The following is a 13,584-nucleotide window of genomic DNA, read 5'->3' on the forward strand; positions in this document are numbered from 1 at the left end:
GCGCCTGAGGGGCGCGTCAGGCCTTCGCCAGCCTGGCCACGTCCAAGGCGGCCAGCAGGCCCAGGATCTCCTCCCGCGTGGCGCCGTTGCCGCGGACGGTGACCATCATCCGGTTGTCCACGATCATGGTGGCCTCGCCGCTCCTGGCCTCGGCGTCATATTGCAGGAAGGCCTTCTGGCCGCCCACCTTCTCCAGTTTGGCACCGCTGCTGGCCATCACCGCCGGGTTCGTGAACATGGCGGCCATCCCCTGCAACATGGGGCTGTCGGTGACGATGCTCAGCGTCATGTCGGCGTCGCCCTTGGTGTAGCGCCGCTCGGCGGTCACCCCGCCGCCGAACAGGGCGGCCGCGGCGGCCTGGCTCTCCCCCTTCTCCGCCGTCCAGCCGGCGGGGGCCGCGGGCAGCAGCTTCTCGATCCCGGCCGCTTTCTGCTGGCGGATCAGCTGGGCGGCATAGTCGAGCTGGCCCGCCGCCCCGCCGAGGTCGCCCTTCTTGTAAAGGTCCAGGGCCTCCTTGGCCGCGTCCTCCACCTCATCCGCCCAGGCGGGTGCCGCCATCCCCAGCACCGCCACGCCCGCCACCAGCAACCCCCGCAGAACACCGGCCATCGAATCCTCCCCCTGTCATGTCGGGGGATCATGCACCCGGCCGCCGGGCGCGGCGCGTGCCCGGAAGCGGGGCGGGCACGCGCCGGTGGGGTAGCACAGGCCGGCAACCCGGGCAGGGCCGCCGGCCGGTGATGCCGGCTCAACTGGCCGGCAGATGCACTTTCAGGAACTTCTCCCACGCCGTCAGGATTTGCAGGTGTTCCTGCATGGTCGAGGGGGCGTGGTCCATGTTGGGGATCTCGATGTACTCGAAATTCTTGTTGGACTTCTTCAACGCGTCGATCATGTCGCGGCTGTGCTGGACGAAGGCCTGCACGTCCTTGTCCCCGTGGATGATCAGCAGCGGGATGTTCACCCCGTCGGCCCGGTGGTAGGGGGAACTGCGCTTCAGGCCCTCCGGGTCGTTGTCATTGAAAAAGTTGCCCCGGGCCGTGTTCTTGAAGGCGCTCCAGCCGATCTCGTCATACAGGCGCGGGATGTTGGCCACGGGCGCGGTGGCGACGGCGCAGCGGAACAGGTTGCTGTCCCGAGCCGCCCCCATCAGGGCGGCGTATCCGCCATAGCTCCAGCCCAGGACGCAGACCCGCTTGGCGTCGGCGATGCCCTGGTCGGCCGCCCATTTCACGCCGTCGTTCAGGTCGTCCTGCATCTTGCCGCCCCACTCCCCTTGCCGGCCAGCACGAAGGCGTGGCCATAGCCGGCGGAGGCGCGGAAGTTCGGTTGCAGCACGGCATAGCCGCGGCTGGCCAGGAACTGGGAGTGGACCTCGAAGCCAAGGTCGTCCCGGGCGATGGGGCCGCCATGGGGCAGCAGGATCAGCGGCAGGTTCTTCGGCTCGCGCCCCGGCGGCAGGGTCAGGTACGCGTCGATGTCCTTGCCGTCCCGGGCCTTGTAGGTCACCAGCTTGCGGGTGCCCAGCGCCTCCGGCGGGATGTTGGGGTAGGTGTCGGCGAAGAAGGTGAACTGCTTGGTGTCCCGGTCGAACAGGCGGTAAACGTTCGGCTCGTTGGGGCTGATGCTCCGCACCAGGGTGAAGCGGCCGTCATTCGTCCAGTCCACGATCAGCTCGCGGCTGTCCGGGATCGCCTTGTCCAGCGCCTCTTGCAGCTTCTGCTTCTCCGGGTCCAGCCAGCGGATGGTATCCATGTCATCCGTCCAGGTGATCCCCAGCACCCGGCCGCGCCGGACGATGGCGCCGGCCACGTCGAACCGGGGGTCGGAGGCGACCTTCTGGACGAAGTCGCGGGTCTTCAGGCTGAAGGTGTAGACGGCCGCCTTGTCCCCCTCATGCCCGGACGCGACATAGACCATGTCCGGGTCGTCGGGGGAGAAACCCAGCATCTCGAACACCGGGTCGGTGTCCTTGAAGGTACGCAGTGTCTGGAAGCTGTCCTCGGGCTTCTCGCGGATCAGCACCCGCCCCTCGCGCTTGCCGTCATTGTAGTCGGAGGCGACGCGGATCTTGCCGGTGGGGTCGGGCAGGAAACTGATCTGGCCCTGCTTGGCGGCCTGCATCACCTTGTAGTCGTTGGTGTAGACATCCATCCGCACGATCTCGGGAGCGGCGAACGGGTCGTCGTCGGCCCGCACGGCCAGCACGGTCCGATCGTCCACGTACTGGAGGATCGCGCGGGCACGCAGCTTCATGGGCTTGCTGCCATCCTTGTTCACCGCAAGGATCGTCTGGTAGCGCTGGGGCAGGCGGCGGGTAGGGCCGTTGACCATCTCGACGGTGCCGACGCCCACCAGCAGGCGCTCATTGTTCATCCACTCCACCCAGCGGGTGGTGGCGCCGTCCGGCGGCGGGAAGATCTGGGCCTTGTCCCCGGGGGCCGGCTGCAGCTTGTTGATCACCGTCACCATCTTGCCGTTCAGCATGGTGACGAAGGCCACATGCGTCCCGTCCGGTGACAGGGACAGCTGCCGCACCTCCCCGCCCAGCGGCGCGGCATAGGCCGAGACGGGCGGCGGTGCCGGCTGCGCCCCGGCTGCCCCACTGGCCAACGTCCCCGCGGCGACGAGCCCCATCACGAACAGGCCCGCCGCAAACTTTCCCAAACGCATTCCCGCTCCCCTTCTTTTCGTCTCGTTCGTGGAAATGGCACCACATGGATTAAACCAAGCGGCACCATCCTGGAACATCGAAATAGCCGCCGATCCGGTCCGGGCGAGTCCCCTCGGCGGGGCGGGGCAGGCTCCCTCAAGGGGGCAGGTGGGTCTTCAGGAACTTGTCCCAGGCCTCCAGCACCTTGGTGTGCTCGGCCTCCGTGCGGGCCGAATGGTCCATGTCCTCGATCTCCAGGTACTCGAAGGGCTTGCCCGCGCTTTTCAGGGCGTCGGCCATGTCGCGGCTGTGCTGGACATAGGCCTGGGCGTCGCGGTCGCCGTGGACCATCAGCAGCGGGATGCCCAACATGTCGGCCATGTGATAGGGCGATGCCTTCCTCAGCCGGCCCCTGTCCTGCTCGAAATAGACGTCGCGGTTCAGGTTCTTGAAGAAGCTCCATTCCAACTCGTTGTACAGCCGCACCAGGTTGGCCACCGGTGCGGTGGCGATGGCGCAGCGGAACAGGCCGGGGTCGCGCATCGCCCCCACCAGGGCCGCGTAGCCGCCGTAGCTCCAGCCGACGATGCAGACGCGCTTGGGGTCGGCGATGCCCTGCTCCACGGCCCAGGCCAGGCCGTCATTCAGGTCGTCCTGCATCTTGCCGCCCCATTCCCCCGGCCGGCGACCTCGAAGCGGGTGCCGTAGCCGTAGGAACCCCGGAAGTTGGGTTGGAACACGGCGTAGCCACGGCTCGCCAGGAACTGGGCGTGCAGGTCGAAGGACAGGTCGTCGCGGGAGATCGGGCCGCCATGGGGCATCAGGATGAAGGGCAGGGACCGCGGTTCCCGCCCCGGCGGCAGGGTCAGGTAGCCGGTGATCTCCAGCCCGTCCCGCGCCTTGTAGGTCACCGCCTTGCGCGGGGTCAGGACGGCCTGGGGAATCTTCGGGAAGGTGTCGCCGAACAGGCTGAACTCCTTGGTCTGCCGGTCGAACAGCTTGTAGGACAGGGGTTCCAGCGGGCTGTAGCTCGCCACCAGCGTGAACCTGCCGTCCTTGGTCTGGTCGACGATGATCTCCCGGCTGTCGGGGACGGCCTTGTCCAGGGCGTCCTGGAGCCGCTGCATGGCCGGGTCGATCCAGCGGCGGGCGGGCAGGTCGTCCGTCCAGTCGAAGGCCACCACGCGCCCCTTCACCACATGGGCTTCCCGCACGTCATAGCGGGGGTGGGACGCCACTTTCTCCCCGAACGTCTTGCTGCGCAGGTCGAAGGCATAGGTGGCGATCAGGTCGCCCTCATGGTTCGAGGCGACATAGACCACGTCCGGGTCGGCGGAGAAGCCGAGGATATCGAAGAAGCCGTCGTTCTTCTCATCCTTCCACAGCACGTCGAACGAGTCGCCGGGCTTCTGCCGGTACAGGTAGGTCCTGGTCTGGGTACGGTCGCTGTAATCGACCGCCACCCGCACCTGGCCGGACGGGTCGGGGATGAAGCCGATCCGCCGGTCCGTGCCGCCAGCGACCCGCTCCCACCGGTTGCGATAGATGTCCAGGCGGACCACGTCCCCGTCACGGGTCCCCAGGATGGTCTGCTCGTCGACGAAATCGACGATCTGGTCCACCTTCAACCGCACCATCTCCGTGCCGTCGCGGTTGAACGCGAAATAGCCCCGGTTCCGCCAGGGAATGCTGCGGCTGGGGCCCATGATCTTTTCCACCTCTTCCACCCGCGCGACCAGCCGCTCCGGGTTGGCCCAGGTGATCCCCTTGATCTCCGCGTCGCCGGGGGCGACGAAGGACGGCTTGTCCCCGGGACCGGGCTTCACCTTGCGGATGACGATGGTCTGGCGGCCCTGCCAAGGGGTCAGGTAGGCCACGTGCTCCCCGTCCGGCGACAGGGACGGGCTGGACATGTTGGCGGGGTGGGCATAGGCGGAAATGGGGGGAGGGGCTGGCTGCGCCCCCGCCGGAACCCCGGCCGAGATTGCCAGCACCATGGCCGCGCAGCGTGCGACGGCGGAAAACGTGACCCGCATGGTTCCCCCTGTCCGGACGGGGTAAGCCTACCCCGTTATCGCGGACAGGATAGCCAGCATCCGTAAATCCTCAATGAAGCGCATATGCGTGCGCATGCGGGCCGCGATTGATCACCTTCCTTCCGCCCCGGATTTCCGCTAAGCCGCAGCCTGCCCCCGCAGAAAGCCCCGGCCGCACCCACCCATGTCCCTCGCCCGCGCCATCGCCACCGTCGGCGGCATCACCATGGTGTCCCGCGTCGCCGGCTTCATCCGTGACAGCCTGATGGCGCGCTACCTGGGCGCGGGGCCGGAGGCGGACGCCTTCTTCGTGGCCTTCCGCCTGCCCAACCTGTTCCGCAGCCTGTTCGCGGAAGGGGCCTTCACAGCCGCCTTCCTGCCCCTGTTCTCCAAGGAGCTGCACGGCCACGGCAAGCCCCACGCCCAGCGGCTGGCGGAGGAGGCGCTGGCGGTGATGGTCACGGCCCTGCTGGGCTTCAGCATCCTGATGGCCCTGGCCATGCCGGTGGTGGTGGCGGTGCTGGCCTCCGGCTTCACCGACGACCCGGACCAGTTCAAGCTGGCCATCAGCCTGTCCCACATCACCTTTCCCTACTTGGCGCTGATCTCCCTCACGGCGCTGCTGGGCAGCATCCTGAACGCCCTGGGGAAGTTCGGGCCCTTCGCCGCGGCCCCCATCCTGCTGAACCTGGTGCAGATCACCGGCCTGCTGCTGTCCGGGCCGTTGGGCATCCCGGCCCACATCATGCTGGCCTATGGCGTGCCCGTGGCGGGCCTGGCCCAGCTCATCTGGATGGCCGTGGCCTGCCACCGGGCGGGGATGGACCTCCGCCTGCGCCGGCCGACGCTGACGCCGGGGGTGCGGAAGCTGTTCGCCCTGCTGGCGCCGGGCATCCTGGGTGCCGGGGTCTACCAGTTCAACCTGCTGATCGGCACCAACCTGGCGTCCTGGCTGCCCACCGGGGCCGTGTCCTACCTGCAATATGCCGACAGGCTGAACCAACTGCCCATGGCCGTGATCGGCGTGGCGGTGGGCACGGCCCTGCTGCCGGTGCTGAGCCGCAAGGTGCAGGACGGCGACCGCTCCGGCATCCGCGACACCCTGTCCCGCGGGCTGGAGTTCGCGGCGCTATTGGGCCTGCCGGCCACGGCGGCCCTGATGGTCATGCCCGGCCCTATCATCCAGGTGGTGTTCCAGGGCGGCGCCTTCACGGCAGAGGCGACGGCGGCGACGGCGGCGGCCCTCCAGGCCTATGCCATCGGCATCCCGGCCTTTATCACGGCCAAGGTCCTGTCGGCGGCCTTCTTCGCCCGGCAGGACACGAAGGCGCCGGTACGCTTCGCCATCATCGTGCTGGTCAGCAACGTGTTGCTGTCCCTGGCCCTGATCGGGCCGTTGGGCCATGTCGGCCTGGCCCTGGCCCCCGGGCTGACGGCCTGGCTGAACGTGGCCCTGCTGGCCTGGGGCCTGCACCGGCGCGGGCAGTTGGATTTGGACCGGCGGCTCTGGTCCCGGCTGTGGCGCACCCTGGTGGCGGTGGCCGGCATGGTGGGGGTGATCCTGGCGGCCCTGTCCCTGCTGGACCGGTTCCTGTCCGGCCGGCCCATCCTGGTGGAGGTGGCGGCCCTGGGCACGGTCATCGTCCTGGCCGTGCTCACCTATTTCAGCCTCTGCGCCCTGACCGGCGCCGCAAGGCCGGCGGAGGTCAAGGCGCTGATGCGCCGGCCCAGGAATGGCGGGGGCACGCCCGTGGCGTCCACGCCGGGCATGCCTGAGTGAAGTCCCGGGCCGCTTGACCCGTTCCCAGGCAGCCTTCATACCTCACGCTCCCCGCCCGCCCTCCATAAGCGGGCAACCCTTTGAGGCCATGTGATGAACCGCATCTTCTCGGGCATGCAGCCCACCCGCCAGCTCCACCTTGGCAACTATCTGGGCGCGTTGAAGAACTGGGTCCGCTTGCAGGACCAGTTCGAGGCGATCTTCTGCGTCGTGGACCTGCACGCCCTGACCATCGACCACGACCCGGAGACCCTGCGGAACAACATCCGCGCGGTGACGGCCGCCTATGTGGCCGCGGGCATCGACCCCGAGAAGAACATCCTGTTCAACCAGTCCGCCGTGCCGGGCCATGCCGAGCTGAACTGGATCTTCGCCTGCCACACGCCGCTGGGCTGGCTGAACCGCATGACCCAGTTCAAGGAGAAGGCGGGCAAGCACCGGGAGAACGCGGTGCTGGGCCTCTACGCCTATCCCGTGCTGATGGCGGCGGACATCCTGTTGTACAAGGCCACCCACGTGCCGGTGGGCGAGGACCAGAAGCAGCACCTGGAGCTGGCCCGCGACATCGGCGGCGCCTTCAACCGCTACTACAAGCGCGACGACTTCTTCCCCTGCCCGAACCGCAGATCCTGGGCGAGGCCACCCGGGTCATGAGCTTGCGCGACGGCACCAAGAAGATGTCCAAGTCGGACGAGAGCGATTACAGCCGCATCAACCTGACGGACGACGCGGACACCATCGCCCTGAAGATCCGCAAGGCCAAGACCGATCCGGAACCCCTGCCGGAGACGGTGGAGGAGCTGGAGAAGCGGCCGGAGGCGGACAACCTCGTCACCATCTACGCCGCGCTCGCGGACAGCAGCCGGTCGGCGGTGCTGGCGGAGCATGCGGGCAGCCAGTTCAGCGGCTTCAAGTCGGCCCTGGCCGACCTGGCCGTGGCCAAGCTGGGCCCCATCGCGGCGGAGATGAAGCGCCTGATGGACGAGCGGACCGAACTGGACCGCATCCTCCAGCGGGGGGCGGAGCGCGCCGGCGCCATCGCCGAGAAGACCATGGGCGAGGTCAAGGACATCGTCGGCCTGCTGCGGTATTGAGCACGCCACAGCCTTGGAAGAACCGGGGGCCTGCCGGCGACGGCAGGCCCCCTTTGTTCTGGGCTTTCGAATTCGAAAGTGCGTTTCGCCGCCGCGCGACCACGTGGTCGCGGAAGCCAAGCCGCGGATGCGGCGGAGCCTGCCCCGGCCCTCGAGCCGGGGGCGACTGAGGAAACTTAGAATTTATACATCACGCCGATCTTGATGACCGGGTACCACTTGAAGTCCTCCACGTCGTCCTCCAGCTCCTGCCGCTCCCGCTCCAGGTCGGCGGCGAAGACGGGGTCGGCCGCCAGGCCGCCGGTGGCGCGCAAGGACACCTTGGGGGAACCCTGGTACAGCACGCCCAAATCGCCGATGAACTGCAGGCCCGTGCCGAAGAAGCCCGAGGTCCAGCCGATGCCGGCATAGGGGGCAAGGCGGTCGAACTCCACATTGCCTTCCAGGCTGCCGATCTGGGCCGGGGTATAGGTGCGGCCGCCGATCTGGCGCGGGCCGTTGGGCGAGGCCGTGACGTCAGCCTCGTTCCAGTTCAGCCGGGCACCGGCGGAAACGCGGAAGCCCACCAGCGGGAACGGGTAGAAATCGACGATGCCGCCCAGGGACTTCAGCTGCACGTCGGCGTCATAGTCGATGTCGTCCACGCCGAAGCTGTGGTCGAAGGACAGGGTGGCGCCGTCCACCCGGATGCCGAAGAACGGCGTGACGGAGACGCCGGCATCGATGCCCACCCCGTTGGTGGAGACGCTGGCGCCGACGCTGGCGGCCTGGGCGGGGGCCGCGGCGGCCAAGGAAACGGCCAGCACGGGAAGGGCGAGAAAGGCGGAACGCATGGGTTAATCCTGTGGGTAGGAACGGACCTGGGCGTTACGAACACGGAACGACAGGCCCTGCGCAAGCGACCAACGCCGGTCACAGCCCGATCCGGGGGCAGATGTTGCAGAACCGGAACAGATGGGCCCTGGTCGGATGGGGGACTGGACAGGCGGGGCCGCACAACCCACCGTTACAGCGCGCACCCGTGTGCGCGTAAGCCAAGCCGCGGATGCGGCGGAGCCTGCCCCGGCCCTCGAGCCGGGGGCGATCGAGGAACGAAAAAGCGTAAGCTTTTGGGAGCCCTTGCATGGAGCGTGTCCACCTGTCCGTCTGCGCCTCGCTGGACGGCCATATCGACCATGCGGGGGCGGAGACGCTGTGCCTGTCCAGCGAGGAGGACCGGCGCGACATCCACGCCCTGCGCGCCGGGTGCGATGCCATCCTGGTGGGCGCCGGCACGGTCCGCCGGGACGACCCCCGGCTGACCGTGCGCTACCCGGACCTGGTGGCCGCCCGCAAGGCGCAGGGCCTGCCGGAACAGCCGACCCGCGTGGTGCTGACCCGCACCGGCGAGCTGGACCCCGGTGCCTCCTTCTTCGCCGCCACCGGGCGGCGGGTGGTGCTGTGCCCGGAAGCCGTGTGCACGGACCTGCGGGACCGCTTCGGCCGGGTGGCGGAGGTGGTGGGCGTGGCGGAGGAAACGGCCCCCGCCCTGCTGGCAGCCCTGGCCCGGCTCGGGATAAGGCGGCTGCTGGTGGAAGGCGGAAGCTGCGTGCTGACCCTGTTCCTGGCCGCCGGCGCCTTCCACACGCTGCGTCTGGCGGTGGCCCCATTCTTCGTCGGCGACGGCCGGGCACCGCGCATGGTGGGTCCCGCCAGCTTCCTGCACGGGCCTGACAACCGGCTGCGGCTGGAAGGCACCCGCACCCTGGGCGACGTGGCCGTGATGGATTTGGTGAACCCGACGCCCAGGACCTAGGCTGCCGGCACCCGCCGTTCCGAATCCGCCGCGACCGGGGCGGGCCCCCGCAGGGGCAGGGGGCAGTCTTCCAGGCTGGCGGCGACACGGGACAGGGCGGCGGCCAGCTCGGGCCGGGCTGCCGGGGGTGCCAGCCGGGCCAGCAGGAAGGACGGGTCGCCGCCCGCGCCGGGAAGGCTGGCGGCGGTGGCGGTCAACAGGGCGCGCTCGGCCGGGCTCAACCGGCTGTCACAGCCGTTGCGGATCTCCGGCGTGCGGCTGGGAAGCTGGTGCAGCAGGTCCAACGCCTCCTCCCAGGCCAACAGGGCGTCGGCCCAACGGGGGCCGGCCAGGCGCTTGTACTCCGCCTCCACCTGGTCCCAGCAGAAGCGGCCATGGCGCCAGCGCCGGGCGGACCAGAGCAGCAATTGCTCCCCCTGCGACAGGCCGAAGACGACGGTGCCGTCCAGCGGCCCCGGGTCGGCAGGCTGGAAGGCCCGGCGGTGGATCTGGCGGATGGTCTGCTGGTCTGCCATGGCAGTCTCCTCGGTCAGCCCTGAAGCCAGGGTATTGCGAGTCATTCGCAATTGCAAGCGGGAACGCGAGCAGGCCTCCCGCGGTTGGAACGGCCAGCAAGCCCCTTCAGACCAGGAGGACCACCATGGCCAGCCATGCCCGCGGCTCAGACGCCGCCCCCACCACCGACCATGACGAGATCCGCCGCTGGGCGGAGGAACGGGGCGGCCGCCCCGCTGCCGTGAAGGGCACGCCCAAGGGGGACGATGGCGGCCTGCTGCGCATCGACTTCGGTGAGCCGGAGGAAGGGCTGGAGGAGATCAGCTGGGACCAGTTCTTCAAGACCTTCGAGGACCGGAAGCTGGCTTTCCTGCACCAGGACAAGATCGACGGGAAGCAGAGCCGCTTCTTCAAGCTGGTGAACCGGGGGTGACGCCAAGCCCCTACTCTTTCCCTGCCTCGGTCTCGGGCGGCGGCGGACCGCAGATGGCCTGGAGGGCGGCCCAGTCGGCGGACAGGTCCGGGCCGCTCCCCGCCGCGGGGCCGTCACCGCCGCGGATGGCGGCGATGCGGGACTGGATGTCCGGGTGGCTGGCGACCAGGGCCAGCCACTTGGGCTGGTCACCCACCTTCAACTGCATGCGGCCGAACAGGTCGGCGAAGGGGTCGGTGGGCAGGCCGGCGGCGCGCAGGGCGGCCACGGCATAGGCGTCGGCCTCCCGCTCATGCTCCTGGCTGTAGCCGCTTTCCACCATCTGCCCCACCGCGGCGGCCCCGATGCCGCCGCCCAGGTCGCCGGTCAGCAGGGTCAGCAGGGTGGATGACATGGCCACCCGCATCACCCGGCGCATGGCATGGCCCTCGGCCACATGCCCCACCTCATGGGCCAGCACGCCCAGCAGCGCCTCCGGCGTCCCGGCGAAGCGCACCATCCCTACGGGCACGACGATGAAGCCGCCGGGGGCGGCGAAGGCGTTGACCATGTCGCTGTCGATGACCCGGACCTGGACCGCCGGCCCGTCGGGCAGCCTGATCCGCTGGACCAGTCTGTCCAGGGCGGCGGTGCCCTCCGGCGTGCGGCATTCCGCCTTGCGGCCACCCTTCACCAGGATGCCGGTGGCCACCTCCGCCACCTGCTCGCCGATGCGCCGCTCCAGCGACGGCGGGACGAAGCCGGCCAGCACGTCGCCCAGGGCCGGCAGCACAACGAACAGCAGCAGCACGACGGACGCCGCTGCCCCGCCCAGCCAGACCGGCAGCGGCAGGTCCCGCTTGGCCTTGTGGGCCTTCAGCGCCGGCGACCGGCCCTGGCCCGCCAGGAACCCGGCCAGGGCCGGGGGCACCTCCGGGCAGGGCAGGGCCAGCAGGGCGGGGGAGTCGGCGGCAAGGCCCAGCCTGGCGTGCCCGTCCGCCCCGGCATCGGGCACGGGCCGCACCGCGGCAGCGGGCCACCGGTCCAGCTCCCGCCCGTCTTCCCGCAGCAGCAGCAGGAACCCGCCCTCACCCCGCAGCAGGACAGGCACCGACCGGCCCAGGCGGCGGTCCTCGTAAAGGGCGGTTCCCAGGTCCACGGTGTCCCCCCGTCAGAAGCCGATGTCGCCGATGGCGTCGGCCAACCCCTCACCCCGGCGGGGGGCGACGGCGCCGCGGTTCAGGAACTCATCCGCCACGGTCGGGTCGCTGGCCTGCAGGTTGGCGCAGATCAGCCGCAACGCCTCGAAGGCGAACCAGGCTTGGTTGATCATCCCCATCAGCAGCACGAAAAGGAAGGAGGCAAGGATCGGCACCAGCCCCGCGAAAACCTTGGCGCCGGGGCCATCGGCGGCCTTGATGAGCAGATAACTCAGCCCGCCCAGCACCGCCGCGGCCCCCACCAGCAGCAGCAGGTAGACCACGGCCACGTACAGGGCCTGGCGGGTGCGGATGTCGCAGCGGAACCCCGTGCCCTCCAGCCAGGTGTGGGCGGTGAAGTGGCGGAAGCGGACCAGCAGATAGCGGGCGTACAGGAACATGCCCGCCAGGAACAACACCACGGCAGGGATCCACAGATAGCCGAAACCCGGGAAAGGCGGCATGGCACCGCCCGCCTGGCGTGCCGCCGCCGCCTCGGCCTGCCAGCCCATGAACGGCAGGAAGCTTGCGAAGAAGAAGGCATAGGCCAGGGCATAAGTGACCCAGACGGCCATGTAGGCCGGCACCAGCGGCCCGGCGGCGGCGTTCGCGCCGAACCGGCCGGTCCCGAACCAGGTCACGCCCATGCGGTAATTGTACGTCCTCGCCTGCGCCCAGGGCAGGGCTAGCCCCAGGGTCACGGCCACCAGCACATAGGCCTTCAGGTGCGCCCAGGTGAAGGCCGCCCAGCCGCCATCCTGCCCGGCATGGATGCCGCGCCAGGCGGTGCGGGTCAGCAGGTAGCGCCGGGCGAAGTACATGGCCAGCACGCCCAGCACGCCGAACAGCAGGCCCAGGCCCGTGTTCACGCCGATGACCAGCAGGAACTCCGTGGGCGGCACCAGGTTCTGGATGATGGTGATCACGACGAAGACGGGCAGCAGCACCAGCATGGCCACCAGGAAGCCGATGAACAGCTCCTTGCCCGTGCCGGTATAGGCCAGCGGCTCCCCCCGCAGCCGGACCATGGACCACAGCGCCCGGCGCACCCGGGTGCGGGCCCAGAACCGGTAGATGCCCAGGGTCACCAGGTTCAGCAGCATGTTGACCAGCAGCAGGCGCAGGAACGCCCCCCTTCTGCCCTCGAACGCCACGACAGGCGGTTCCCCGCCGGTCACCGGTTCCTCGGCATACGCCACCACCATGGGCATCCCCCTGTCGTCCAGCCCTGCCCGCCTCTCGGGAAGGTCGCCTATCCCCAGCTTCGGGTATAAGCGGGACCGCCCATTGCTGTCGATGGGGGCGCATAAAGTCGCAAGCGCGATGGGGCAGGGGGCCGGAACGGTTCGGCCCTCCCCGCCGTTGCAGGTGGAAGCCCTGACGGCCCCGCAGCCCCCCCGAGGATCCCCCCATGCACTTCCATCCGAAAGCCGGCCCGGCCGCCGCCCTCTGCCTCGCCCTTTCCCTGGTGGCGACCGGCCCCGCCCTGGGCCAGGATGCCGGCAATGCCGGCCAGCAAGGCCAGGGCGAGCGCCCGGCCGGGCAGGTGAAGACGCCCAACCAGCAGATGCTGCCCCAGGTCAACCGCACCGACGAGCCGCAGCAGGTGACCGCCACCAGCGTCATGAAGGACGCCAAGGGCAAGCCGCTGGGCACCGTCGCCTTCGCGGAAACGCCCAACGGGGTGCTGGTCCAGGCCCGGCTGGAGAACGTGCCCCCCGGCCAGCACGGCTTCCACGTGCATGAGGCCGGCAAGTGCGACCCGCCGGACTTCAAGACCGCCGGCGGCCACTTCAACCCCGGCGGCAAGGCCCATGGCTACCTGAACCCCAGGGGTCCCCATGCCGGGGACCTGCCCATCCTGTTCGTGGGGGAGGACGGCAAGGGCGCCATCGACGTGGTCGCCCCCGGCCTGTCGCTCCGCCCCGGCGCCAACAGCCTGCTGCCCAGCGGCAGCCGGTCGCTGGTGCTGCATGAAGGCATCGACGACTATGTCAGCGACCCGGCCGGCAACTCCGGCGGGCGCATCGCCTGCGGCATCATCGAGGTGCCCATGGCTGGCAATGCCGGGACCCAGCCGCCCAAGCCCGGGGGGAAGTGAGGTCGCGGGCATACGGCC

The 13,584-nt window shown here is 69.6% G+C and carries 11 protein-coding genes and 2 pseudogenes; 5 read left to right on the forward strand and 8 right to left on the reverse strand.

The annotated features are described in order from the left end of the window. Positions 1-16 precede the first annotated feature (16 nt). From HHL28_RS16675 to HHL28_RS16695, 4 genes and pseudogenes are all read right to left on the reverse strand, one after another. Positions 17-610: a hypothetical protein gene (locus tag HHL28_RS16675; RefSeq protein WP_075771166.1), complete on the reverse strand. Its 594-nt coding sequence runs from the start codon at positions 608-610 to the stop codon at positions 17-19. Between the two features lie 139 nt (positions 611-749). Continuing rightward, on the reverse strand, positions 750-1,259 hold the full coding sequence (locus HHL28_RS16680) for an alpha/beta hydrolase family protein (RefSeq protein WP_169655516.1): 510 nt from the start codon (positions 1,257-1,259) through the stop codon (positions 750-752). Next, entirely contained in the window at positions 1,244-2,674 is a 1,431-nt protein-coding gene (locus HHL28_RS16685) for an alpha/beta hydrolase family protein (RefSeq protein WP_169655518.1), read from the reverse strand. Before HHL28_RS16685 ends, HHL28_RS16680 begins: the two co-directional genes overlap by 16 nt. Before the next feature lie 136 nt (positions 2,675-2,810). Next, a pseudogene (locus HHL28_RS16695) lies at positions 2,811-4,690 on the reverse strand (alpha/beta hydrolase family protein). A gap of 184 nt (positions 4,691-4,874) precedes the next feature. Between HHL28_RS16695 and murJ the strand changes: the two are divergent. Then, complete coding sequence (gene murJ / locus HHL28_RS16700) at positions 4,875-6,470, forward strand: murein biosynthesis integral membrane protein MurJ (protein ID WP_075771163.1); 1,596 nt, start codon at positions 4,875-4,877, stop codon at positions 6,468-6,470. Positions 6,471-6,563: 93 nt separating this feature from the next. Continuing rightward, positions 6,564-7,564, forward strand: a pseudogene (gene trpS / locus HHL28_RS16705) (tryptophan--tRNA ligase). Positions 7,565-7,740: 176 nt separating this feature from the next. On the opposite strand, the gene HHL28_RS16710 reads toward trpS, so the two are convergent. Next, complete coding sequence (locus tag HHL28_RS16710; RefSeq protein ID WP_075771161.1) at positions 7,741-8,397, reverse strand: hypothetical protein; 657 nt, start codon at positions 8,395-8,397, stop codon at positions 7,741-7,743. Between the two features lie 290 nt (positions 8,398-8,687). Here HHL28_RS16710 and HHL28_RS16715 point away from each other — a divergent pair, with 290 nt between their 5' ends. Further along, positions 8,688-9,359, forward strand: coding sequence for a RibD family protein (locus HHL28_RS16715; protein WP_075771160.1), 672 nt, complete (start codon positions 8,688-8,690; stop codon positions 9,357-9,359). Here HHL28_RS16715 and HHL28_RS16720 read toward each other — a convergent pair. After that, complete coding sequence (locus HHL28_RS16720) at positions 9,356-9,874, reverse strand: hypothetical protein (RefSeq protein ID WP_075771159.1); 519 nt, start codon at positions 9,872-9,874, stop codon at positions 9,356-9,358. The two genes, HHL28_RS16715 and HHL28_RS16720, sit on opposite strands and share 4 nt — an antisense overlap. Before the next feature lie 125 nt (positions 9,875-9,999). On the opposite strand from HHL28_RS16720, the gene HHL28_RS16725 reads away from it, so the two are divergent. Then, the gene (locus tag HHL28_RS16725) at positions 10,000-10,287 is read left to right on the forward strand and encodes a hypothetical protein (protein WP_075771158.1); all 288 of its coding nucleotides are present in this window, start codon (positions 10,000-10,002) and stop codon (positions 10,285-10,287) included. Positions 10,288-10,297: 10 nt separating this feature from the next. Here HHL28_RS16725 and HHL28_RS16730 read toward each other — a convergent pair whose 3' ends face one another. Together HHL28_RS16730 and HHL28_RS16735 are read right to left on the reverse strand one after the other, a co-directional pair. Continuing rightward, a complete protein-coding gene (locus HHL28_RS16730) occupies positions 10,298-11,425 on the reverse strand; it encodes a M48 family metallopeptidase (protein WP_075771157.1) in 1,128 nt (375 codons plus the stop codon). A gap of 12 nt (positions 11,426-11,437) precedes the next feature. Further along, entirely contained in the window at positions 11,438-12,670 is a 1,233-nt protein-coding gene (locus HHL28_RS16735) for a DUF898 family protein (RefSeq protein ID WP_169655524.1), read from the reverse strand. A gap of 206 nt (positions 12,671-12,876) precedes the next feature. Here HHL28_RS16735 and HHL28_RS16740 point away from each other — a divergent pair, with 206 nt between their 5' ends. After that, complete coding sequence (locus HHL28_RS16740; RefSeq protein ID WP_075771155.1) at positions 12,877-13,566, forward strand: superoxide dismutase family protein; 690 nt, start codon at positions 12,877-12,879, stop codon at positions 13,564-13,566. Positions 13,567-13,584 lie beyond the last annotated feature (18 nt).

The sequence above is a fragment of the Aerophototrophica crusticola genome (assembly GCF_012913305.1).
GTDB lineage: Bacteria > Pseudomonadota > Alphaproteobacteria > Azospirillales > Azospirillaceae > Niveispirillum > Niveispirillum crusticola.